Here is a 19,126-nt window from a genome sequence, read left to right on the forward strand (position 1 = left end):
CCCGTCGTGCGTTCAGGGGCGGGTCCGCCGACTCCGCAGGAGGTGCGGACCCGTCGGCTCAGCGTCCGAGCAGTGCCGTCGCGTCGACGGCGTACTCGACCCAGTGGCTGTCGGTCCCGTCGCGCGGATCCGTGGCGCCGGTGGCGCGGAAGCCGCTGCGCTCGTAGCTGCGTCGGGCGGTGAGGTTGCGGGCGTCGACGTCGAGCAGGAGACGCGGCCGACCCAGCTCGAGCGCGACCTGCGCCGCGCCCCGCAGGAGGAGCGCCGAGACCCCACGGCCGCGGGCTGCGGGACGCACCCACATCGAGACCAGGTGCGCGGCGTCCTCGGGGAGCAGATGCTCGGGCGTGTACCCCTCGGGCAGCACCCCGATCCCGCCGAGCACGACCTCCCCGGACCGCGCCTGCAGGTGGAGGCGGGGACCGGCGGCGTCCGCCCGCCACTGCTCCTCCGTCCAGCACTCGAGCTCCGCGAGGCTCGCCCAGAAGGCGTCCGGATCGGTGCGGAGCATCTCGAGACGCAGCGCACGGTGGGCGGCCCAGTCCTCGGGGCCGACGCGATGGATCTCCACGCCGACGGCGCCGGCCCCCGTTTCCGGGGTGCCGGCGCCGTCGAGCTGCTCGTGCGCGGTCCTCACTCAGTCGAGGTAGTCGCGCAGGACCTGCGAGCGCGAGGGGTGACGCAGCTTGCTCATCGTCTTGGACTCGATCTGGCGGATCCGCTCGCGGGTCACGCCGTAGACCTTGCCGATCTCGTCGAGGGTCTTGGGCTGGCCGTCCTCGAGACCGAAACGCATGGAGACGACGCCCGCCTCGCGCTCGGAGAGCGTGTCCAGCACCGAATGGAGCTGCTCCTGCAAGAGGGTGAAGCTCACGGCGTCGGCCGGGACGACGGCCTCGGAGTCCTCGATGAGGTCGCCGAACTCGCTGTCGCCGTCCTCGCCCAGCGGGGTGTGCAGGGAGATCGGCTCGCGGCCGTACTTCTGGACCTCGACGACCTTCTCGGGGGTCATGTCGAGCTCCTTGGCGAGCTCCTCCGGGGTGGGCTCGCGCCCGAGGTCCTGCAGCATCTGCCGCTGAACGCGGGCGAGCTTGTTGATGACCTCGACCATGTGCACCGGGATGCGGATGGTGCGGGCCTGATCGGCCATCGCGCGGGTGATCGCCTGACGGATCCACCAGGTCGCGTAGGTCGAGAACTTGTAGCCCTTGGAGTAGTCGAACTTCTCCACGGCGCGGATCAGGCCCAGGTTGCCCTCCTGGATCAGGTCCAGGAAGAGCATGCCGCGGCCGGTGTAGCGCTTGGCGAGGGAGACGACCAGGCGGAGGTTCGCCTCGAGCAGGTGATCCTTCGCGGCGCGGCCGTCCTCGGCGATGATCGCCAGCTCGCGCCCCTGCTTGGTCTTGACGATCGACTCGTCGCGCTTGAGCAGCTGCTCCGCGAAGAGGCCGGCCTCGATGCGCTCGGCGAGCTCGACCTCCTGGGCGGCGTTGAGCAGCGCGACCTTGCCGATCTGCTTGAGGTAGTCCTTGACAGGATCGGCGGTGGCGCCGGCGGTGACGACCTGCTGCGCCGGTGCGTCGTCCTCCGAGGCGTTGAAGACGAAGCCGCCGGACTCCTCGACCTTCTCGTCGGCCTCCTTGGCCTCACCGGTCGGCTCGGCGTCCTCCTCGAGGTCCTCGGGGGCGTCCTCGTCGCTCGCGGTCGCCTTGGCGGCCTTGCTCGACGCAGTCTTGCTCGGCGTCTTGGCCGAGCTCTTCCTCGCGGTGGTCTTCTTGGCGGCGGTCTTGCGCGGCGAGGCGCCCTTCGCGGTCGTCCCGCTCGACGAGCTCGCCTCCACCTCGGACTCCACCGCCGCAGCGGTCGTGTCGGTCGTGGTCTCAGCGGTCTTGGAGGAGGTCACAGAGTTCCTTCTTCCGGCAGCGCCCCCTCGGGGAGGGGAGCACCGCACTCGGGCGTTCGGTCTTCACGGCGCGGCTCGCGGTCCCCGCTCCCCCGCCTCGCCGGTCCGAAACCGGTGTGATGGCGCGAAAGGGCACGGTGCCGTCAAGCCTCACGAGTATAACCACCTCGCGGAGTCAGATATTCCCGGTGCCTGAACGGGGGCGATCGACCCGCGAGCGATCGACGGGTCGGCGGCGCGGCTCGCCGGGCTGAGCGTCCTGCGAGGCCGGCGGCCGTCCGATCCCGTGCTCCTTCGGCGGAACGCCGCTCAGGCGGAACCGGCCACGGCCTCGCGCGCTGCGTCGTCCTTCACGGTGAGCACCGGGCAGGGGGCCGAGAGCACGACGCGGCGCGCGGAGGCTCCGAGGTTCAGCTTCCCGATCGGCGACTTCCGGCGCAGTCCGATCACCAGCAGGCTCGCGGAGGTCTCCTCGACGATCTCGAGCAGGAACTCGCCGATGTCCTGATCGGGTCCGAGCCGCACGCTCACCTCGAGGTCCGCGGCGTCCTCGCCGAGCGCCTCGCGCACCGCGGGCTCCGCCGCCGCCCGCAGGCCCAGCTCGGGATCGTGGTACTGGTGGGAGGCGACGACGAGGCCCTCCCCGGTGCGACGCGCACGGCGCACCGCGGCGGCGAGCGCGGCGCGGCCCTGGCTCGAGGGCGAGTACCCCACGACGACGGTCATGCGACCTCTCCTTTGCGATGGTCACGGCGGGGCGTCGACATCGGTGCGCCCGCCCGGATCACCTTAGTCCTCCAGCAGGGAGGCGATCCACTCGTCGAGATCCGGGTGGGCCAGCAGGAAGGCGTCGTGCCCGATCGGGGAGCGTGCCACGTGGCCGACCGCTCCGGGCACGTGCTCGGCGATCTCCAGCACCAGGTCCGGCGGGAAGAGCCGGTCGGTGTCGATCGCGACGACGAGGGTGCGAGCGCGCACGCGCCCCAGGGCGGCCGCGACCCCACCACGGGCCCGACCCACGTCATGGGTGTTCATGGACCGAGCCAGCACCAGATAGGAGTTGGCGTCGAAGCGGCGGGACAGCTTCACCGCGTGGTGGTCGAGATAGCTGGTGACCTGGTGCCGGCCACCCGCCACCAGGGGGTCCTCCGTGCCCTGCGGACGGTTCCCGAAGCGTTCCTCGAGCTCGCGCGCGGTGCGATAGGTGGTGTGGGCGATACGGCGGGCGATGCCGAGTCCGCGCTCGGGCCCCTCTCCCTCGGGTGCGTCGTAGTAGTCGCCGCCGCGGAATCCGGGGTCGAGCTCGATCGCACCGATCTGCGCGATGTTCCAGGCGATCTGATCGGCGGTCGCGCGGGCCGAGCTCGCGATGACCGCCAGGCGCTCGACGTCCTCGGGATGGGAGACCGCCCATTCCACCGCGCGCATCCCGCCCATCGAGCCCCCGATGACGAGAGCCCAGCGGGAGATGCCGAGCTGGTCGCGCAGCCGGCGCTCGGCCTCGACCTGGTCACGGACGGTCAGGGAGGGGAAACGGGAGCCCCAGGGGCGGCCGTCGGCCGCCGGGCTGCTGGGGCCGGTGCTGCCCTGGCAACCGCCGAGCACGTTCGGGGCGATGACGAACCAGCGGTCGGTGTCGAGGGGGCGGCCGGGGCCGACCATCTCCTCCCACCAGCCGGGGCCGGGATGGGCCGGGCCCGCCGGTCCGCGCACATGGGAGTCGCCGGTGAGAGCGTGGAGCACGAGGACGGCGTTGGAGCCGTCCTCGGCGAGGGTCCCCCAGGTCTCGTACGCGAGGGTGACCTCGGGGAGGTGCTCCCCGCTCTCCAGCGGCAGCGCTCCGAGCGCGGCGAAGCGCCGCTCACCGTCCCCGAGGGACGGATGCCAGGCTCCGCTGCTGCGCCCCGGAGGGGCATCGGTCGGGGCCGCTCCCTTCTGCCGGGCGGAGTCGCTGCGCTCCTGTGCTCCCAGAACGATCATCGGCAGCTGTTCCTCCTTCGTCCCCGACACGGCGAGGGTCGGCGGAGGCGCCCGGTCAGGGGGCTGGCCACCACGCCGGGGGGATCGGGGTGTCGGTCATGCGTCCCAGCAAGGGTGCCAGAGTCGAGTCGGGTTCACGCCGGAGCAGCTCGTCGACGAGCGCGCCGGCGCTCGCGTAGCGGTGGTTCCACCAGGACAGCAGGACCAGCAGCGCGGTCAGACCGCGCCAGGCGTCGCGCGGTCCGCCGCGGGCTCCGGGCGGGGCGGCGTCCCAGGCGCTCGCTGCGACGACGCGCAGCGCGCTGAGCACTCGGAAGTCCCTTCCACCTGCGCAGACACTCGGGTCCGGCCTCCACTCGGGATCGCTGACGAGCACCTGCAGGAGGCGCTCGCGATCGATGCGGCGGGACTGGCCGCGCTCGACGAGCTGGGCCATGAGCTCCCAGTGGAGCCGGTCCACGGCGAGCGCGGAGAGCACCCGCGAGATGCGTTCACAGTCCGTCACACGGGCGCAGTCCTGCGGCCCCGAGCGCCCGCTGCGTAGGCGCTCGAGGGCGCTCGCTGCCTCCTCGAGCAGAAGGCCCGGGTCCTCGGCCGAGGCGAGGTCTCCGGTGGGGACGACGAGGGAGGCGCCCAGGGTCGTGAGGGCGGCGAGATCCGAAGGGCTCCCCTCCTCGGAGTTCAGATCATGGCCGTCGAGGACAGCTCGGGCGGCCGTGCGGGTCTCGGTGAAGTCCCGCAGCGGCTGGGTCGGCTCGAGGGCAGGGAGCTCCCCGGTCTCCGTGACCGGTCCGGTGGGCAGCCGTGCGGAGCGGCCGCCGGCGAGCACCCAGGCGCCCTCCACGGCGAGCCCTCCCCCGTCGGCCGCGGCGGGAGCGGGCAGGAGGGCTCCGACCCGTGCGGCGATCGCCGACACCTCCTCGGCGTGCGGCTCTCCCCGCTGTCCGTCCCCGAGCACCACCAGGATCAGGGCCCTGCGCACCCCGTGCCCGCTCAGCGCCTCGAGATGATGGCGGATCTGGTCGGCTCCCCGTGGCGCGAGCAGCTCCGAGAGAGGGGATGAGGTCACCATCGGCGCGGAGGTGGTGGTCCCCCTGCCGACGAGGATCAGGTCGTCCCACGGGGTGCGGTGCAGGGCCAGGCGCGCGGTGGCGAGCAGCTCGGCGGGATCGGGGGCGGGGCGGAGGGGGCGGCCGGCGCCGGCGGCGGGGAGGTGTGTGCTCATGTCCCGACGCTCTCGCGGCGATCCTCTCGGCGGAAGCCGCGCCGCCCCGATGTGGATGGCCACGGCGTGGGGAGGAACGATCACGACTCGGGTCCCGGGCTCTCTGGCCCGCGTGGGAGGATCGTCCGACCGTCGACTGGAGGAGTGTCATGCCCGTGTCCCCCGAGGATCTGTCCGCAGCGCAGCTCGCCGCTCTCGACGCCGGTCTCGTCGACGCCGTCGGGGCGGTCCTCGACGCGGAGCTGGCAGCGAGGCGCGCGCTGCTCGAGCCCATCGCCCCCGAGGCGGTGCAGCTCATCGACCATCTCGAGACGTACCTCGAGGGTGGGAAGCTGCTGCGCCCCCGCTTCGTGTTCTGGGGCGGGGTGGCCGCCCTGGACCGGGAGCCCGATCCCCAGGAGCTGGCCTCCCTCGCGCGCGCCGGCGCGGCTATCGAGCTGGTGCAGGCCGCCGCTCTGCTGCATGACGACGTCATCGACCACTCCCCCCTGCGCCGGGGCCGGCCCGCCGCGCACGTCGCGGCCGCCGCACGCCACCGAGAGCTGGAGCTCGACGGCTCCGACGAGGAGTTCGGCGTCGCCACCGCGATCATCCTCGGCGACCTCGCGCTGAGCTGGTCCGAGCAGCTCGCCGCCACCCTCCGCGGGGAGCCGGCCGCCCTCTCCGCGGGCCGCGCCGAGTTCGACGCGCTGCGGACCGAGGTGATGACCGGCCAGTACCTCGACATCCTCCATCAGGCGGGTGGTTTCGCGAGCGCCCCGGACGCCGTCGACGCCGCCCTCGCGGTGATCCGCTGGAAGACGGTCCCCTACACGGTGCTGCGGCCGGTGCGCACCGGTGCCGCGCTGATGGGCGCCCCTGATGCCGTGCTGTCGGCTCTGTCCGACTGGGCCGTCGAGATCGGCACCGCCTTCCAGCTGCGCGATGACCTGCTGAGCGTGGTCGGGGCGCAGGACGCGACCGGCAAGCCGATCGGCGGCGACATCGTCGAGGGCAAGCGGACCGTGCTGCTGGCCCGCACCGAGCAGGCGGCCGACGACGCCGGCCGCACCCTGCTGGACGGCGTGGTGGGACGCTCGGGGGCGAGCGCCGCGCAGATCGAGCAGGTGCACGAGCTGATGGTGAGCACCGGTGCGGTCGCCGCCGTCACCCAGGACGTGCGCGACGGCGCGCTCCGCGGGCGGCGGATCCTCGAGCGGACGCCGGGGCTCGGAGCACTCGGTGTCGCCGGGCTGCAGCGCATCGCGGATCACGCGACCGACGTCGAGACCCTCACCGCCTGACGAGGCTGCCGAGGCCGACGAGCCTGGTGAGCCCGACGGGCCCCCGCGCCACGGTGCGCGGTCGGGGCGCGGAGCTCAGAAGGCGAGCGCCTGGGCCCGACGGCGCACCTCGCCGCGCTGGCCCAGGCGCAGATGATCGATGGGCCGCCCCGGGAGGGTGTCGTCCTCCGAGAACAGCCAGGTGAGCAGCTCCACGTCGTCGTAGCCACCGTCGCGCAGCACGGTGATGGTCCCCGCGAGATGCGGCGTGATCTCGTCCTCGACCAGCAGCAGCGCCGGGATCATCCGCACCACGGGCTCGCCGCGCCGTATCGCGATCAGGTGGCCCTCGTCGACCAGGCGACGCACCCGGGACACCTCCACGTCCAGTCGCTCCGCGACATCCGGGAGGGTCAGCCAGTCGGTGATCAGTTCCTCGAGCTCGTTCACCCGGCAAGAGTGCCACGACGAAGCCCGCGTGCGCACCTCGCCGGCCCCGGAAACCGCACGGCCCCGCGTCGCTCCCCCGTTCGGCGCGCCGCACCTCACACCAGGGCGCGCCGTGTGTCGATCCCCATCCTGTGCGGCCCGGGGACCTACAGTGAGCAGGTGAGCTCGGCGACGTCGACTTCCCCCGGCATCAGCCAGCTCCTCGACGACCGCTACCGGGTCGAGGAGCCGATCGCGCGCGGCGGAATGGCGACCGTCCACCGCGGCCATGACCTGCGCCTGGACCGGGTGGTCGCGCTCAAGATCATGCACCCGCATCTCGCGATGGACGAGGACTTCCGCCGTCGCTTCGGGCGCGAGGCCCGCGCCGCGGCGCGGCTCGCGCATCGCAACGTCGTGGGCGTCTTCGACCAGGGTGCCGACGCGGACCGCATCTACCTCGCGATGGAGCTGATCGAGGGTCCGACCCTCCGCGCCCGGATCTCCGAGGAGGAGCGGCTCACGGTCGGCGCCGCGCTCGACGTCACCGCGCAGGTGCTCGAGGCGATGGTCGCGGCGCACGGGGCCGGAATCGTCCACCGCGACATCAAGCCGGAGAACATCCTGATCGACCCGCACGGTGTGGTGAAGGTCGCGGACTTCGGCCTCGCCCGGGCGATCGGCACGTCCAACTCCTCCGCCTCCACCACGCTGCTGGGCACTGTCGCCTACATCAGCCCGGAGGTGGTCACCCGGGGGCACTGCGACGAGCGGAGCGATCTGTACTCCCTCGGGGTGGTGCTCTTCGAGATGCTCACCGGCCGTCAGCCCTTCGTCGGCGAGCAGCCCGTCCACGTCGCGTTCCAGCACGTGCACGAGGACATCCCCGCACCGTCCACCCTGGTCACCCGGGTGCCGCGGGAGCTCGACTCCCTGGTGACCTGGGCCGCCGCCCGCCCCGTCGAGCAGCGACCCGCGACCGCGACCGATCTGCTGCGCGCCGTCCGTGAGCTGCAGCGCACTCTCCCCGCCGCGGTCCTGGACGCGCGTCCGGCGCCGCGGGAGACCCCGGAGGACGTCTCGACCGGCGAGATCCCGCAGCTGACCACCCCGCTCGAGGAGGTCGTCTCCTCACTCGACGGGGATCCGCGCGCCTTCCCCATCGGCCTGCTCGGCGAGACCGTCCAGGGCGCCGACGGGGAGGCCGCGCAGCACGCCGCGGCGGTGCCAGGCGGCGCGCTCGCCGTCGACAGCGACCTTGACACGGAGCCCGGCTCCGGCGCGCCCGTGGTGGATGCCGACACCGCGGCGTCCAAGCCGCGGGAGGTCGCGCTGCACACTCCCCGCGCCCGCCGCGGAAGGCATCTGCCGCTCGGAGCGCGGCGCCGCTCGCGCGCGGTCGCCGCGCTGGCCGCCCTGAGCCTGATCGCGTCCCTCGGCGCGAGCGGCTGGGCGGGCGGCGACTGGTACCTCAACTCCGGCCCGGGAGCGGACCGCACCATCCCCGTCGTGGCCGGCAGCGATCTCGCGGACGCCGAGGCGGTGCTGGGCGCCGCCGATCTCACCACCCGCACCGTGGAGCGCTTCGACGACACCGTCCCCGCCGGACAGGTGATCTCCGCCGACCCCTCTCCCGGGTCCACCGTGAAGAAGGGCACCGCGGTCGAGGTCGTCGTCTCCAAGGGCGTCGAGACCTTCCCGGTGCCGGCGCTCACGGGGCTCTCCCTTGAGGAGGCGCGCTCCGAGGTCGAGGCGGCGCGCCTCGAGCTCGTGGAGGACGAGCCGCAGTACTCCGAGACGGTGCCCGAGGGCGAGGTGATCTCCCAGTCCCAGGAGGCGGAGGCGCTCCCCGCCGGCGGCGAGGTGCACGTCGTCGTCTCCCAGGGCCGGATGCCGATCACGATCCCCGACCAGACCGGTCGCGGCGGGGATGCCGCCCGCTCCACCCTCCGGGACGCCGGCTTCGAGGTCTCGGTCTCCTCCGCCCACCACTCGTCGGTGCCGGCCGGCGCCGTGATCTCCCAGTCCCCTGCCTCCGGCACGGGATACCGCGGGGACACCATCCGTCTCGTGACCTCGCTCGGGCCCGAGATGGTCACCGTCCCGGACGTCTTCCAGCAGCCGGAGGCCGACGCCCGCGCTGCACTCGAGGCGGCCGGTTTCGTGGTCGCCGTCCAGTACGACCGCGGCGATCCCGTGTTCGGCCTCGTCTACGAGCAGTCCGCGACCGCGGGGACCGATCTCGCCAAGGGCTCCACCGTCACGCTGACCGTCTTCTGAGCACCGCCGCGCGGTGCGGTTCGGGGCGCTGCGGCGCGCCCCCGATCCGTCCGGGCGGGCGCGCGCCGCGCAGGGTGCCGCTCAGCGCCGGGCGAGCCGCTCGGCGACGAGGAAGGCGAGCTCGAGGGACTGGGAGTGGTTCAGCCGAGGATCCACCAGGGTCTCGTAGCGGCGGGTCAGGCCCTCCTCGTCGATCTCCCCGGCGCCCCCGAGCACCTCGGTGACGTCGTCCCCGGTCAGCTCCATGTGGAGTCCGGCCGGCACCGTCCCGGCCGCCTCGTGGACCTCGAAGAAGCCGACCACCTCGTCGAGGATGTCCTCGAAGCGGCGGGTCTTGTACCCGTTGGAGGAGGTGATGGTGTTGCCGTGCATCGGATCGGTGACCCAGGCGACCTGCGCCCCGGACGCCCGCACACCCTCGACGAGGGCGGGCAGACGATCGCGGATGGTCCCCGCCCCCATGCGGGTGATGAAGGTGAGGCGACCGGGCTCGCGCTCCGGATCGAGCGTGTCGATCAGGCGCAGCGTGTCGTCGACCGTGGCCGTGGGGCCGATCTTCACCCCGATCGGGTTCCGCAGGCGGGACATGAACTCGACGTGCGCCCCGTCGAGCTGACGGGTCCGCTCCCCGATCCACAGGAAGTGGCCCGAGCAGCCGTAGATCTCCCCGGTGCGGGAGTCGATGCGGGCGAGCGCCTCCTCGTAGTCCAGCAGCAGCGCCTCGTGGGAGGCGTAGAACTCGACCACCTTCAAGGCGTCGAAGTCGGCCCCGATCGCGTCCATGAAGCGGATCGCCTTGTCGATCTGCCCGGCGAGCTCCTCGTAGCGGTCGTACCCGCTCCCCGCGGTGAAGCCGCGGTTCCAGGAGTGCACCTCGCGCAGGTCCGCGAAGCCGCCGCCGGTGAAGGCCCGCAGCAGGTTCAGGGTCGAGGCGCTCGTGGTGTAGGTCCGCCACAGGCGCTGCGGATCGGGGATGCGCGACTCGGGGGTGAAGGCGTAGTCGTTGACCGCGTCGCCGCGATAGGTGGGCAGCGTGATGCCGTCGCGGGTCTCCTCGTCCGCCGAGCGGGGCTTCGCGAACTGACCCGCCATCCGCCCCATCTTCACGACCGGGAGGGAGGCGCCGTAGGTGAGGACGGCCGACATCTGCAGGATGGTGCGGATCTTGTTGCGGATCCGGTCGGCGCCGGACTCCGCGAAGGTCTCGGCGCAGTCGCCGCCGGCGAGCATGAACGCCTCCCCGCGGGCGGCCGCGGCGATGCGCTCGCGCAGCACGTCGACCTCGCCGGCGAAGACCAGCGGCGGTGCAGCGCGCAGGGCGTCGAAGACCTCGGCCCGACGTGCCTCGTCGGGCCACACCGGCTGCTGCACCCGGGGGCGCTCGCGCCAGCTCCCGAGCGCCGCCAGCCCCTCGTCGGCCGAGGACAGCGAGAAGGAGTGAGCGCGGGCGGGGGCATCGGGGCTGAACTGAGTCACGCGCACAGGGTACTCAGTGCGGCCCCGTGCCCTCGCCGCGTCCCGCGGTGCGGGAGGCGAGGCCCCCGGATCCCTGGAGCCGCGCTTCTGCATCTCTCAACCTCCCGGCGTCAGCCTCGGCCGGAGGCCCGCAGCCGGCGCTTGACGTCGGCGGCGTACTCGTCGCTGCGCTCCTGGCCCGACAGCTCGGCGATGCGGTCCATCACCGCATCGGTGACGGCCCGGAGCCGCTCCGCCTCCCCCGCCTCACCGAGGGACGCGGCCAGGGCCCGGAGGTCGATCGGCTCGCCCACGACCGCACGGATCCGCGGGGAGCGGCGCGGGAAGTACTTCCGGCCGCGCTGCGCCTCGTGGGCGCCGAGCATCGCCACCGGCACGACCGGCGCCCCGGAGGCGAGCGCGAGGCGGGCGACACCGGTCTTGCCCCGATAGAGGCGGCCGTCCGGGCTGCGGGTGCCCTCGGGGTAGATGCCGAGCACGCCGCCGTCCCGCAGCACCGCGAGGCCCGCCTCGATCGCCGCGGCCGAGGCGCTGCCGCCCATGCGGTCCACCGGCATGACGCGCAGTCCGCGCATCACTGCTGCGGCGATCCGCTGCAGCGGTCCGCGCCCGGAGAAGATGTCCGACTTCCCGAGGAAGTGCACGCTGCGGCGCACCTGACCGGGCAGGAAGACGGTGTCCGAGTACGCCTGGTGATTCGACGCGAGGATCACCGGGCCCGAGGCCGGGATCCGCTCCGCGCCGCTGATGGTGGGGTTCCACAGCACGCGCACCACGCCCATGACGACGGGCTTGGCGATCTCGTACAGCACGGACGACTCCTCGCGGTGGGCCTGCGGGGCTCGGGATGAGTTCCCCGGCGGAGGGTGCGACGATGTACCCATGGCGTTCAGCGAACTGTCCCGCCCCTGGCGCGCGCGGGGACACTCTAACCCGCGCGGCGGGCTGCTCCTGTGCCACGGATTCACCGGCTCGCCGCAGTCGCTGCGGCCCTGGGCCGAGCACCATGCCGCGCTCGGCTGGGAGGTCGAGCTCCCGCTCCTGCCCGGCCATGGGTCGACCTGGCAGGAGCTCGCCTCGACCCGTTGGGAGCAGTGGTACTGCACGGTCCGCAGCGCTGCTCTGGCGCTCTCCGAGGAGACGGGCCCGATCGCGATCGGCGGGCTGTCGATGGGCGGTGCGCTCACCCTGGCGCTGGCCGAGGACCCCGACCTCCGGGGTCGGATCGCCGCGATCGTCGCGGTGAACCCCGGGATGACCCTGCCTGCCGTCGCGCGGTTCGCCGGTGTCCTCGGCCGCATCGTCCCCACGATCCCGGGGATCGGCTCGGACGTCGCCCTGCCGGGAGCGAGCGAGGAGGCCTACGAGCGCACTTCGCTGCGGGCCGTCGCCCAGCTGCGCGAGCTGTTCGCCGTCACCCGTCGTGAGCTGGGCGCGGTCGAGGTTCCGCTGCTCCTGGCGACCTCCCCGCAGGACCACACCGTGCCCGCCCGGGACAGCGACCTGGTCGCGGCGGGGGTGCGCGGGCCCGTCGAGCGCCTCCCCCTCCCCCGCAGCTACCACCTGGCGACGCTCGATCACGATGCGGAGCTGCTGCTCGAATCCTCGGCGCGGTTCCTGGACCGGCACGTGCCGGTGCCGGAGGCACGGCGATGAGCACGGGGCGCAGCCCTTCGGATCCCCGGGACGTCGATGCCGAGTTCGCCCGGATGCTCGAGGGCGAGGGGATGGTCCTGCGACCCGGTCGCGCCCCGCAGGAGCCGGCCGCCCCCGAGGAGCCGGAGCGGGACGACCCCTGGGATCTCGGCCCCGAGTCCCCTGCGGAGCCGCCGTCGGACGAGGACCGTGCCCGGTCCAGGGCCGCCCATCCAGCGCTCGGCGACCCCGGTGCGGGAGTCCGTGGAGGGGCCGGGCCCCGGGAGCTCGACGACGACGAGGCGCTCGACGGCGACTTCGAGCCGCCGGACCCGGACCTGCCGGCCCCGACCACCGGGGCGCTGTGGGCCTGGACAGCCCTCGCGGGGGGCTTCGCGCTGATGCTCGCGGCGGCGCTCACCGTCCAGGTCCCGACGATCCTCGGGTGGGCGGGCGGCCTCTGCGCCATCGGCGGGCTGGTCGCCCTGCTGCTGCGCGCGCCCCGCTCGCGCGACGAGGATGACGACGGCGCCGAGGTCTGAGCCCCGGCGCCGTCCGCGGTGCCGCTCAGCGCGCGAGATCCGCGGCGCCGACGATGCCCGCCCGGTTCCCCATCGCCGCCGGTACGAAGGGCGTCAGCTCACGATGCGCGCGCGCCGTCAGGTGCGCTGCATAGGATTCCCGCGCCGGATCCAGCAGCAGATCACCGGCGGCGACCACCCCGCCGCCGACCACGATCACGTCGGGATCCAGCAGGGAGCAGATCGAGGCCGTGCCGAAGCCGAGCCAACGGCCGAGCTCGGCGATCAGCTCGCGCGCCCCCGGATCGCCCTGCTGGGCGAGGTGGGTGATGAGCGGCCCGTCGATCTCCTTCTTCGCCCCGCCGGCGGCCTGCACCAGCGGCCCCATCGCGGGGTCCCCGGTCGCGGCGCGGCGCTTGGCCGTGCGCACGAGCGCGGTGCCGGCGGTGTACTGCTCGAGACAGCCGCGATTCCCGCAACCGCACCACTGCCCGTCGGGAACCGCGATCATGTGCGCGACCTCGCCGGCGAAGCCCGCCGCGCCACGCACGAGCGACCCGTCCAGGACGATCGCCCCGCCGAGGCCGGTGCCGACGGTGAGCATCAGCATGTGGCTCGCCCCGCGCGCGGCGCCGAAGCGGTACTCGGCCCAGCCCGCCGCGTTGGCGTCGTTCTCGACGATCACCGGCAGGCCGATCAGCTGCTCGAGCTCGTCGGCGAGCGGCCGATGGCGCCAGGAGAGGTTGGCCGCGAAGTTGATGGTGCGGCGGTCGGATCCCACGAAGCCCGCCGCACCGACGCCGACACCGACGACGTCGTGGCCCGTGCGCAGCTCGGCGACGGCCTCCGCGACGGCCGCCTCGATCAGCTCCGGATCGGTGGCCGGTGTGCTGCGCGTCGTGGTCGCGACGATCGTGCCCTCCTCATCGACCACCCCCGCCGCGATCTTCGTCCCGCCGATGTCCACTCCGATGGAGAGCATGCCGCTCCTTCTCTTCCCAGCCGATCGTGACCTTGGATCAGAGCGATGCACCGCCTGCCCGCGCCCATCGTAGTGCCGCCTGCCGTACGATCGACCCGACCCCACCAGCGCTTCCGGGCAGGCGTCCGGCAAGTCGGCGTCTGGCGCACCGCCCGGATCAAAGGAGATTCGATGCAGCAGTTCAGCACTCCCCAGCAGCACGAGAGCCGTCCGGAGGAGAACACCACCGATCTCCTGCTGGGGCGTCGGCGCCAGGACCCGACCGTGCCGATCTTCGAGCGCACCCTCGCGGGCGGCGGGTACTCCCCGATGAGCGTGGACGAGTTCCTCGCGGAGGTGCACGGGGTGGCCAAGGGTCTGATCGCGAGCGGGGTCGGCACGGGCGACGTCGTCGCCATCCTCTCGCGCACTCGCTACGAGTGGGCGCTCGCCGACTGGGCGGTGTGGTGGGCCGGCGGGATCAGCGTCCCGATCTACGAGACCTCCTCCCCCAGCCAGATCCAGTGGATCGCCTCCGACTCCGGCGCCCGCTTCGCCCTCGTCGAGCAGGCCCGTCACCGCGAGGACATGGAGTCCGTGCGGGGCGAGCTGCCGGCCCTCGAGCACATCGGCGTGATCGAGGACGGCATCTTCGCGGAGCTCACCGAGCGCGGGGCCTCCGTGAGCGACGAGGAGCTCGAGGCGCGGCGCACCTCGCGCGGGATGGCCGACGTCGCGACGATCATCTACACCTCGGGCACCACCGGACGTCCCAAGGGTGCCGAGCTCACCCACGCGAACTTCGTCGACACCACGCGCAGCGCCGTCAACCTGCTCGGCGAGTCGGTGCTGCCGCCCGGCTCCCGAATGCTCATGTTCCTGCCGATGGCGCACGTCTTCGCCCGCCTGCTCACGGTCCTCGCCGCAGCCTGGCCGGTGACCACCGCCTTCACCCCGGACACGAAGAACCTCCTGCCCGATCTCGCGGAGTTCAAGCCCACCTTCCTGCTCGCGGTGCCGCGCGTCTTCGAGAAGGTCTACAACGGCGCGGAGGCCAAGGCCATCGCGGGCGGACGCGGCAAGATCTTCTCCGCGGCCGCGCAGACCGCGATCGACTGGTCGCGGGCGGTCTCGACCGGGAGGGTGCCGCTCACGCTCAAGGCCAAGCACGCCCTCTTCGACCGGCTGGTCTACGGGAAGCTCCGTGCGGCGATGGGCGGGGACGTGAAGTGGGCCGTCTCCGGAGGCGCCCCGCTCGGCGAGCGGCTCGCCCACTTCTTCCGCGGCATCGGCGTGACCATCCTCGAGGGGTACGGCCTCACCGAGACCACCGCCCCCGTGGGCGTGAACCTCCCCTGGGCGGTCAAGCCCGGCACCGTCGGCCCGCCGCTGCCCGGCGCGACCGTCGCGATCGCCGAGAACGGCGAGATCCTGGTCAAGGGCGTCATGGTGTTCAAGGGCTACCGCAACAACCCCGAGGCGACCGCCGAGGCGCTCAAGGACGGCTGGTTCCACACCGGGGACCTCGGTTCGCTCGGCCCGGACGGCTCGCTCACCATCACCGGCCGCTCCAAGGAGGTGCTGGTCACCGCGGGCGGCAAGAACATCTCCCCGGCGCAGCTAGAGGACCAGCTGCGCGCGCACCCTCTGATCAGCCAGTGCATCGTGGTCGGCGACCAGAAGCCGTTCGTCGCCGCGATCCTCACCCTCGACGCGGAGATGCTGCCCACCTGGCTGAAGAACAACGGCCTTCCGGAGATGACCATCGCCGAAGCCGCGCAGGACGAGCGGATCCGCGCCGAGCTGCAGACCGTCGTCGATTCCGCGAACGGCTCGGTCTCCCGGGCGGAGTCCATCCGCGCCTTCGAGGTCATCGACACCGACTTCACCGAGGAGAACGGCTACCTCACCCCGTCGCTCAAGCTCAAGCGCAACGTGGTGGTCCAGGAGATGTCCGGGGTCATCGCCCGCATCTACGGAGGCTCCAAGCCCGCCTCCTGATCCGCGGCGCCGGCCCGGCCCCGATCCGCCTCCCCGACGCCCGCGTCCGGGATCTCGCGGGTCGGGGCCGCGCCGTACCCTGGCCCCCATGCCCGCACGCCGCCAGCTCAGCTTCGAGGACCTCGGCACCCCGCTCGCGGAGGCGACCCTCGTGGTGGTCGATCTCGAGACGACCGGGACCGATCCCTCCGCCGACGCGATCACCGAGATCGGTGCGGTGAAGATCCGCGGCGGCGAGGTCCTCGGCGAGTTCCGCAGCTTCGTGGATCCGGAGCGGCCGATCCCCGCCTACATCGCCTCGCTCACGGGGATCACCGACGCGACGGTGGCGGGCGCCCCGTCGATCCGCGCCGTGCTGCCGATGTTCCTGGACTTCGTGGGCGACGCCGCGCTCGTCGCGCACAACGCCCGCTTCGACATCGGTTTCCTCACCGCGCAGGCCGCCCGTCTCGGGGTGGGATGGCCGCGGCCGACGGTCCTGGACACGCTCGCCCTCGCCCGGCGCGTGTACCGGCGGGACGAGGTGCGCGACCATCGTCTCTCGACCCTCGCCGCGCACGTCGGCGCGAGCATCACCCCCGATCACCGGGCGCTCTCCGACGCGCGCGCGACCGTCGACGTGCTCCACGCGATCATCGCCCGCCTCGGCGAGCAGGGCGCCGGGACGCTGGAGGACCTCGCGGGGGCGCACCGGCGGGCGACGCCGGTCCAGCTGCGGAAGAAGCACCTCGCCGAGACGATCCCCTCGGTCCCCGGGGTCTACCAGTTCCTGGACGCGGCCGGGTCGGTGCTCTACGTCGGCACCTCCCGCAACCTCCGCACCCGGGTGCGGACCTACTTCACCGCCGCCGAGACCCGGCGCAAGGTGCTGGACATGCTGCCGCGCGCGGAGGAGATCCGGGTGCTCGAGTGCGCGACGTCGACGGAGGCCGCGGTGCGTGAGCTGCGCATCATCGCGGCGGAGAAACCGCCCTCGAACCGGCACGGACTGCACCCCGAGAAGGCCCACTGGCTGCGGCTCGGCACCGGCCGGGAAGGACTGCGCGCGGCGCGACTGGCCCGCGCGGAGTCGGACGGATCCGCCCAGATCGGGCCGCTCCGCTCCCGTCACGACGTCGAGCCCCTGCGCGGCCTCCTCCACGATGCGATCCTCGGGCGCGGGGCCGCCTTCGAGCGCGGGGCCGACCGGCCGGAGGCCCTCGGGAGAGGGGCTCGCGAGCGGCTGCGGCGCGCGCTCGTGGAGGACCCGGTCGAGATCCTCGACCATGTCGCCGACCGTCTCCGGGCGCAGGTCACCGCCGGCCGCTACGAGGAGGCGGAGCGGATGCGCCGGTTCGCCCACCTGTACCTGGAGGCCGCGCACCGAGCCGGCCGACTGCGCGCCCTCGCCGCCGTGCCGCTGCTGATCGCCGCCCGCCCGAGCACCGAAGGCGTGATCGGCGGGCGGGGCTGGGAGCTGCTGTCAATGCGGCACGGACGCTTCGCGGGCACGACCCTGGTGCCACAGCGAGCGGATCCGCTCGCCGCCGCCCGGTCGCTCGCCCTGATCGGGGTCGGGGAGGCCGAGCTTGCCGCGCCGCTCTGCCAGGGCTATCACCAGGAGGCGGAGATCCTGCTCGGATGGCTCGAGGGCGAGGGCGTGAGGACGGTGCTCGTCGAGGGGACCTGGGCCGTCCCCGCCCGGGCCCGCTTCGACGCCGAGCATCTCGCCGCTCGCTTCGCCCGCACCGCGGCGGCCGACGGGGCATAGGCTCGGGAGCACGCACCCGTCCGACGACCGCGCCAGGAGCAGCCATGATCACCGCCATCGTCTCGATCCTCGTCGAGTCCGCCCGCATCCCCGAGGTCGCCGAGACCATCGTCGACCTCGACGGCGTGGACCACGTGTACTCCGTCACCGGCGACGTGGACCTGATCGTGGTGGTGCGCGTGCGCGAGCACGAGGAGCTGGCCGACGTGATCGCCGATCGGATCTCGAAGGTCGACGGCGTCCTGGACACCACCACCAACATCGCCTTCAAGACCTACTCGGGCCGTGATCTCGACGCGGCCTTCGACCTCGGCAACGAGGGCTGAGCTCCGCCCCGGACGGACGACCTGCCGGCCCGCCGCCCGTAGGCGGGAGGGCTCAGCCCCGGTCGTCCGCGGCGGCCTGGGAGGCCTCCGCCCAGCGGGTGACGAGCTCGGTAGGACGCCCCGAGTCGAGAGCCGCGGTGACCTCGGCATGGGCGGCGACGAAGCGCCTGGCGAAGTCCGTGGACGCCGGCTGGTCGATGCCGTCGAAGGCGACCACCCCCGCCGCGGCGTTCAGCAGCACCGCATCGCGGACCGGGCCCAGCCGGCCCTCGGACGACCCGGCGAACACCTCGCGGGCGACCTGAGCGTTCTCCTCCGCGGACCCGCCGCGCAGCGCATCGTGATCGCTGCGGGGGATGCCGAGGAGCACCTCGGGGTCCAGGACGTGCTCGCGCACCTCGCCGCCGCGCACCTCCCAGACGTCCGACGGGGCGGTGACGGTGAGCTCGTCGAGCCCGTCCTGCCCGCGGAACACGAGGGCGCTCGTCCCGCGGGAGGCGAAGACACCGGCGACGATCGGCGCGATCACGGGATCGGCGACGCCGACGGCGCTCGCTCGCGGCCGTGCCGGGTTCGTGATCGGGCCGAGGACGTTCATCACGGTCGGGATCCCGAGCCCCTTGCGAGCCTCGGCAGTGTGCCGCATCGACGGGTGGAAGACCTGCGCGAAGAGGAAGGTCATGCCGACCTGCTCCACGAGCGCCTCGACCGCGGGGACCGGCAGGTCGAGGCGGACCCCGAGCGCCTCGAGGACGTCGGCGGAGCCGGACTTCGAGGTCGACGCCCGATTGCCGTGCTTAACGACCGTGCGTCCGGTCGAGGCGATGACCACGGACGCCATCGTGGAGATGTTCACGGTCTGTGCGAGGTCGCCGCCCGTGCCGACGATGTCGATCGCGCGGTCGGTGGCGCGCACCGGCCGGGCATGGGCGACCATCGAGTCGGCCAGGGCGCCGAGCTCCTCGCTCGTGACCCCCTTCGCCTGCAGGGCGACCAGGAAACCGGCGAGCTGCACCGCGGACGCGCTGCCGGAGAAGACCTCGTCCATCGCCCACCCCGCCTGGACGGCCTCCAGATCCTCACCGCGCACGAGGCGCGCCGTGAGCCGGGACCAGGTCGGGGTGTTCTCGCTCATGCTCCCGATGATCGCACCTGCGCCGTGCAGCGCGCACGACGGCCCGCCCACCGAACCGCTCCGTCCCGTCCGTGCGGAGCGCGTCACGGAAGGGTCACGACGGGGCGACCCGACCCCTCACCTGCGCAGAGGGGGCGTGTCCCGGTTCGTGACACCTCGTCAGGAGGGCTATGCTGGGACGGTCCGCCCGGGGTGCTCCCCGCGGCGTGCCCGGACGTCGTGATCCGGGCCGCCGATCCTGA

At 73.2% G+C, this 19,126-nt stretch carries 17 protein-coding genes; 7 read left to right on the plus strand and 10 right to left on the minus strand.

The features are described from left to right. Positions 1-58: 58 nt before the first annotated feature. The 5 genes from ACZCAH_RS03615 to ACZCAH_RS03635 all read right to left on the minus strand — a co-directional run bounded on the left by ACZCAH_RS03615 (position 59) and on the right by ACZCAH_RS03635 (position 5,108). Entirely contained in the window at positions 59-637 is a 579-nt protein-coding gene (locus tag ACZCAH_RS03615) for a GNAT family N-acetyltransferase (RefSeq protein ID WP_464339753.1), read from the minus strand. After that, a complete protein-coding gene (locus ACZCAH_RS03620) occupies positions 638-1,903 on the minus strand; it encodes an RNA polymerase sigma factor (RefSeq protein ID WP_464339754.1) in 1,266 nt (421 codons plus the stop codon). It lies immediately after the preceding gene. 309 nt (positions 1,904-2,212) lie between these two features. Then, positions 2,213-2,629 carry a universal stress protein gene (locus ACZCAH_RS03625; RefSeq protein ID WP_464339755.1) on the minus strand — a complete coding sequence of 139 codons (417 nt, stop codon included), beginning with the start codon at positions 2,627-2,629 and terminating at the stop codon, positions 2,213-2,215. Between the two features lie 63 nt (positions 2,630-2,692). Beyond that, positions 2,693-3,883 (minus strand): homoserine O-acetyltransferase MetX, encoded by a 1,191-nt coding sequence (gene metX, locus ACZCAH_RS03630; RefSeq protein WP_464339756.1) that lies wholly within the window; start codon positions 3,881-3,883, stop codon positions 2,693-2,695. Between the two features lie 55 nt (positions 3,884-3,938). Then, the gene (locus tag ACZCAH_RS03635) at positions 3,939-5,108 is read right to left on the minus strand and encodes a hypothetical protein (RefSeq protein WP_464339757.1); all 1,170 of its coding nucleotides are present in this window, start codon (positions 5,106-5,108) and stop codon (positions 3,939-3,941) included. 149 nt (positions 5,109-5,257) lie between these two features. On the opposite strand from ACZCAH_RS03635, the gene ACZCAH_RS03640 reads away from it, so the two are divergent. After that, positions 5,258-6,391, plus strand: coding sequence for a polyprenyl synthetase family protein (locus tag ACZCAH_RS03640; protein ID WP_464339758.1), 1,134 nt, complete (start codon positions 5,258-5,260; stop codon positions 6,389-6,391). Between the two features lie 75 nt (positions 6,392-6,466). On the opposite strand, the gene ACZCAH_RS03645 is transcribed toward ACZCAH_RS03640, so the two are convergent. Then, a complete protein-coding gene (locus tag ACZCAH_RS03645; RefSeq protein WP_464339759.1) occupies positions 6,467-6,820 on the minus strand; it encodes an Rv2175c family DNA-binding protein in 354 nt (117 codons plus the stop codon). 159 nt (positions 6,821-6,979) lie between these two features. On the opposite strand from ACZCAH_RS03645, the gene pknB reads away from it, so the two are divergent. Then, complete coding sequence (gene pknB / locus ACZCAH_RS03650) at positions 6,980-9,079, plus strand: Stk1 family PASTA domain-containing Ser/Thr kinase (RefSeq protein ID WP_464339760.1); 2,100 nt, start codon at positions 6,980-6,982, stop codon at positions 9,077-9,079. An 81-nt stretch (positions 9,080-9,160) separates the two neighbouring features. Here pknB and ACZCAH_RS03655 read toward each other — a convergent pair whose 3' ends face one another. Beyond that, positions 9,161-10,555 (minus strand): class II 3-deoxy-7-phosphoheptulonate synthase, encoded by a 1,395-nt coding sequence (locus ACZCAH_RS03655; protein WP_464339761.1) that lies wholly within the window; start codon positions 10,553-10,555, stop codon positions 9,161-9,163. A 110-nt stretch (positions 10,556-10,665) separates the two neighbouring features. Then, positions 10,666-11,367: a lysophospholipid acyltransferase family protein gene (locus ACZCAH_RS03660; RefSeq protein ID WP_464339762.1), complete on the minus strand. Its 702-nt coding sequence runs from the start codon at positions 11,365-11,367 to the stop codon at positions 10,666-10,668. Positions 11,368-11,437: 70 nt separating this feature from the next. On the opposite strand from ACZCAH_RS03660, the gene ACZCAH_RS03665 reads away from it, so the two are divergent. Both ACZCAH_RS03665 and ACZCAH_RS03670 read left to right on the plus strand, forming a co-directional pair. Next, positions 11,438-12,211 (plus strand): alpha/beta hydrolase, encoded by a 774-nt coding sequence (locus tag ACZCAH_RS03665; RefSeq protein ID WP_464339763.1) that lies wholly within the window; start codon positions 11,438-11,440, stop codon positions 12,209-12,211. Then, positions 12,208-12,732, plus strand: coding sequence for a hypothetical protein (locus ACZCAH_RS03670; RefSeq protein ID WP_464339764.1), 525 nt, complete (start codon positions 12,208-12,210; stop codon positions 12,730-12,732). Before ACZCAH_RS03665 ends, ACZCAH_RS03670 begins: the two co-directional genes overlap by 4 nt. A gap of 25 nt (positions 12,733-12,757) precedes the next feature. On the opposite strand, the gene ACZCAH_RS03675 is transcribed toward ACZCAH_RS03670, so the two are convergent. Beyond that, complete coding sequence (locus ACZCAH_RS03675) at positions 12,758-13,693, minus strand: ROK family glucokinase (RefSeq protein ID WP_464339765.1); 936 nt, start codon at positions 13,691-13,693, stop codon at positions 12,758-12,760. A 171-nt stretch (positions 13,694-13,864) separates the two neighbouring features. Here ACZCAH_RS03675 and ACZCAH_RS03680 point away from each other — a divergent pair, with 171 nt between their 5' ends. The 3 genes from ACZCAH_RS03680 (at position 13,865) to ACZCAH_RS03690 (ending at position 17,749) form a co-directional block, all read left to right on the plus strand. Then, the gene (locus tag ACZCAH_RS03680) at positions 13,865-15,673 is read left to right on the plus strand and encodes an AMP-dependent synthetase/ligase (RefSeq protein WP_464339766.1); all 1,809 of its coding nucleotides are present in this window, start codon (positions 13,865-13,867) and stop codon (positions 15,671-15,673) included. An 88-nt stretch (positions 15,674-15,761) separates the two neighbouring features. Then, the gene (locus tag ACZCAH_RS03685) at positions 15,762-17,423 is read left to right on the plus strand and encodes a DEDD exonuclease domain-containing protein (RefSeq protein ID WP_464339767.1); all 1,662 of its coding nucleotides are present in this window, start codon (positions 15,762-15,764) and stop codon (positions 17,421-17,423) included. 44 nt (positions 17,424-17,467) lie between these two features. Then, positions 17,468-17,749: an Lrp/AsnC family transcriptional regulator gene (locus ACZCAH_RS03690; protein WP_329746869.1), complete on the plus strand. Its 282-nt coding sequence runs from the start codon at positions 17,468-17,470 to the stop codon at positions 17,747-17,749. 52 nt (positions 17,750-17,801) lie between these two features. On the opposite strand, the gene trpD is transcribed toward ACZCAH_RS03690, so the two are convergent. Next, complete coding sequence (gene trpD, locus ACZCAH_RS03695; protein ID WP_464339768.1) at positions 17,802-18,884, minus strand: anthranilate phosphoribosyltransferase; 1,083 nt, start codon at positions 18,882-18,884, stop codon at positions 17,802-17,804. Positions 18,885-19,126: the final 242 nt, after the last annotated feature.

The sequence above is a fragment of the Brachybacterium sp. B718/18 genome, assembly GCF_055454375.1.

Bases quoted from the DNA above. Each gene is read 5' to 3' on its own strand.
- ACZCAH_RS03625 (WP_464339755.1), bottom strand. From the start codon at position 2,629: ATGACCGTCGTCGTGGGGTACTCGCCCTCGAGCCAGGGCCGCGCCGCG.
- metX (WP_464339756.1), bottom strand. From the start codon at position 3,883: ATGATCGTTCTGGGAGCACAGGAGCGCAGCGACTCCGCCCGGCAGAAG.
- ACZCAH_RS03635 (WP_464339757.1), bottom strand. From the start codon at position 5,108: ATGAGCACACACCTCCCCGCCGCCGGCGCCGGCCGCCCCCTCCGCCCC.
- ACZCAH_RS03640 (WP_464339758.1), top strand. From the start codon at position 5,258: ATGCCCGTGTCCCCCGAGGATCTGTCCGCAGCGCAGCTCGCCGCTCTC.
- ACZCAH_RS03665 (WP_464339763.1), top strand. From the start codon at position 11,438: ATGGCGTTCAGCGAACTGTCCCGCCCCTGGCGCGCGCGGGGACACTCT.
- ACZCAH_RS03670 (WP_464339764.1), top strand. From the start codon at position 12,208: ATGAGCACGGGGCGCAGCCCTTCGGATCCCCGGGACGTCGATGCCGAG.
- ACZCAH_RS03675 (WP_464339765.1), bottom strand. From the start codon at position 13,693: ATGCTCTCCATCGGAGTGGACATCGGCGGGACGAAGATCGCGGCGGGG.
- ACZCAH_RS03680 (WP_464339766.1), top strand. From the start codon at position 13,865: ATGCAGCAGTTCAGCACTCCCCAGCAGCACGAGAGCCGTCCGGAGGAG.
- ACZCAH_RS03685 (WP_464339767.1), top strand. From the start codon at position 15,762: ATGCCCGCACGCCGCCAGCTCAGCTTCGAGGACCTCGGCACCCCGCTC.
- ACZCAH_RS03690 (WP_329746869.1), top strand. From the start codon at position 17,468: ATGATCACCGCCATCGTCTCGATCCTCGTCGAGTCCGCCCGCATCCCC.
- trpD (WP_464339768.1), bottom strand. From the start codon at position 18,884: ATGAGCGAGAACACCCCGACCTGGTCCCGGCTCACGGCGCGCCTCGTG.